This window comes from Paracoccus benzoatiresistens, assembly GCF_026913015.1.
Taxonomy (GTDB): domain Bacteria; phylum Pseudomonadota; class Alphaproteobacteria; order Rhodobacterales; family Rhodobacteraceae; genus Paracoccus; species Paracoccus benzoatiresistens.
Genome location: NZ_JAPTYD010000124.1, coordinates 1 through 3070, shown reverse-complemented (window position 1 = coordinate 3070; position 3070 = coordinate 1). Strand labels below are relative to the sequence as shown.

Genomic DNA, 3070 nt, shown 5'->3' with positions numbered 1-3070 from the left:
ATCGTCACGCTCCAGCAGCCGAATGCCTCCTGCGTCCTATCCCGGCCGCCCAGTCAGCGCAATTTTTCGAGGTGCCCATAAGTTTCTTCGATCACATGAGCCTGTGCGTGTTTTCGAGATTGGCCGCCAGATCAAGCATGCGCTGCACGCTGCGCAGGCTCGGCTGCGGGCGCGCTTGTGGCGACACGCTCGCGAGGGCGTCAATAATTGCGGAGATGGATGTCTCAGACAGCCCGCGGTCCTGTCCTTCACGCTCGGCAAACTTCATCAGGTCAGCCAGCGGCACCTCCTTCAGCCGGATGATCGTGCAGCGGCTCAGGAGCGGTTCGGGAAGCAGTGCCACATTGTTGGTCAGCAAAATCCACGAGACCCACGACATGTTGAATCTGACCCGATAGAATGGGCAGATCCAATTCTCTGCCGTGTGGCGTTCGAGAAGCGGCAATAGTCCCTCTGACAAGCCGAACGGAGTTCCCTTGCTCGAGACAACCTGTCCCGCTTTCTCCAACTCATCGATGACCATGATCGGATTTCCAGACATCTTTGCCAGAATGAGTTCCAGCAACCGGCCGGGCCCTGCACCCGACCAGCCGCGCTGGCATCCTACCACCCCGAAGCTGGCGCTCTCGCCTGTGGCGTCCACAATGGTGCTTTGAGCGCCGATTAGCTGCCCAAGCCGCGTGGCCCAGCGGCTCTTGCCGATGCCAGGGGGCCCGTCAAGGATTACTGGGGGTAAACGGAAGCCTGCATGCCCCTCCCGCACCGAGCGGCGCATCGCGTGCCACGTGTATTCAGTGGCCACCGCCATCCAGGGCATTTCGGTATGCAAGGCTGCAGCGAGTTCATCAGCGCGATGCTCATCGGGGATCTTCGCCAAGCTCACACCGTTATCGAGCGAGGAGAGCCGTTCGCGGTCCTCCCTGTTCAGGTGGGCCAGCCCGCCTGCCTTAAGTTGCCGTTTGTGCAACCGCCCTGCGCGTCGTTCGATGGCCTGGCGATCTGCATTGGACAGGAAAACCGCTCGTGTGTCCTTGGGGACCACATAAGGATCGTCATCCAGTCCATCGGTCTTCATACTAGCTTGTTCGCTGGCTTCGGCGTGGGCCTTCATCCGACGCTGCTGGCGCATCGCGGTTAAAAACTCGGTCAGACGCGCTGCGATATCCGTGCTCGAAAGCTGGGGCGATCTTGCATGCATGATGGGGAACTTGGACACATGGGCCTCCACGGATCAGAGAATAGCAGGAAATGGAGGAAGCGCTGCGAAGCTGAAGTCATCACATCAAGCTTGACGGGTGCTGTCTGGAAGAGATCCGAACTGGCTCGCACGCATCATCCGTTGTCGCCCCGAACAGGGGCGGGACGGTCAGCGTATGAGACGAGATGAGCAGAACTGGATCATGAGGCGAGACTACGAGCGCCAGACGAAAAGTCAACGATCTCGACCGCGGTCCATCACGTAAACCGCTCGTATCGCTCTTTACCTCCTCGGTCAGCTACAGCTTGCCAGACGGATTGCAGCGCGGGCTACGTCCAAAAAAGGCAACAGAGACGAGGAAATCTCTCCACTCTTCATCGACAGCCTACTCGCATCGAACAGGGTGAGGGTCAGTCGTTCTTTGGTGCTTCCGGCACGCCGTCCTTCCATGTCTCCCACTCGCTGACGATGTGATCGACCAAAGGAGCGCCCACCAGGGCGATGTTCTCGACCGTTTCCGCAAAACCACCGGCTGTTTCGCCTGGCGCCGGGTCCAGATGTTGCAGGGTCGTCTCGTCCGGGTTGCCCTGGTCGAAGTTGACCGAACCCCGTATAGCCGCGATCCTGTCGGTGCCGTGCAGCCGCTTGATAACTTGCGTGATGGCATTGTCCTCCATCTCGGTGACCAGGTAGTCGTCGGCGCCGTAAAGCTCGGCCATGTATTGCGCCTCGGCCGAAAGCCCCGGGCCGTGGAAGAAGGTGTCGCCAGTCATGTGCGTGCCCACCTTCACCGAAGGGGTAGCCTGAGCGGCCTCATCGGGATAGCGCATCCGGTAAGTCCGTGCCTCTTCCGAGTCCTTCAGGTCCACATCCGATGACAGGTGAACGCCCCAGGCCACAAGATCCGGGTTCAGCTGATGAACGCGGTAGTCCTCGTAGCCCTTGCGCGGCATGAAGACCGGCGCGCCCGGCTCGCCCTCTTCAGGCGCCCAGCGGTGGCCGAGGTCATAGTCGATCAGCCAGCTTCCCCACGCGACGTCACCGATGGTCCCTCTGGAGGGCGGTGTTCCTGCGACCCCTGTGATCAGGTAATAGGCGTTGGAGAAGTCGTAGTCCGGGTTCAGCAGGATGGCCTGCATCGAGGCAGAGGCATTGACCTTGCCCATTCCCAGGACTGAGCCGCAGACGCCATCATCGTTGCAATGGACGGGCGCAAAGGCACCCGGCACGTCATTTGCCTCTGCGTCCTGCCAATAGCGCTCATACCAGTGCTGGTATTCGCCCGCGCGGTCGCCGGTGTTCTCGCCGATCTCGAACATGGAGCCCACGAACACCTTGACCTGGATCGGCTCAGACCATGCCGCCCCAGCTGACGCGAGAGCAAGGGCCGAAGCCACTAGGGAGTTGGCAAGGACATGCATGGGTTCTCTCCTGTTCTTCGCTGCCGACAGGCAGGCCAAAATTAGCCGCGGCACATGTCTGCAAGGACAACAAAGAGGATAGAGCAAGATAGGGCGGCTGTCAGGCGCCGCTGCTGGAATTTCAGATGGAAGGCTTGCTTATTGCGCGAGGCCTTTAAAGCCGCAGTCCTATGATCCGCCACCTAACGAACAGGTCCCAGTCTGTCGAAGGTTTGCCCTTGGTCTAACAAGCTAAGTTTCGGGAGGCAGCTCTGCGGACCAACCGGTCATTCGCTGCATGTGCGTTGTAGGCAATAGCTCTTGATCGCGATTGGCGTAAGCAGACTGATGCAGGTGCGGCGATGGGACCGCCGCATTGCGGTTTTTCTCATCCATCGCTTTCGGTGAAGACTTCGTCGCGGCGCTTGCGGATCTGGGGCAGGAAGACCAGCACCAGGATGGCCACCGACAG

2 protein-coding genes are annotated in these 3070 nt (G+C 60.1%); both read right to left on the bottom strand.

Annotated features, from left to right (window positions below):
* Positions 1–91: 91 nt before the first annotated feature.
* A complete protein-coding gene (locus tag OU682_RS23600) occupies positions 92–1216 on the bottom strand; it encodes an AAA family ATPase (RefSeq protein WP_268944620.1) in 1125 nt (374 codons plus the stop codon).
* A 392-nt stretch (positions 1217–1608) separates the two neighbouring features.
* Entirely contained in the window at positions 1609–2619 is a 1011-nt protein-coding gene (locus OU682_RS23595; protein WP_268944619.1) for a purine-nucleoside phosphorylase, read from the bottom strand.
* Positions 2620–3070: the final 451 nt, after the last annotated feature.

Excerpts from the sequence above, each read along its gene's own strand:
- OU682_RS23595 (WP_268944619.1), bottom strand. The coding sequence starts at position 2,619 with ATGCATGTCCTTGCCAACTCCCTAGTGGCTTCGGCCCTTGCTCTCGCG.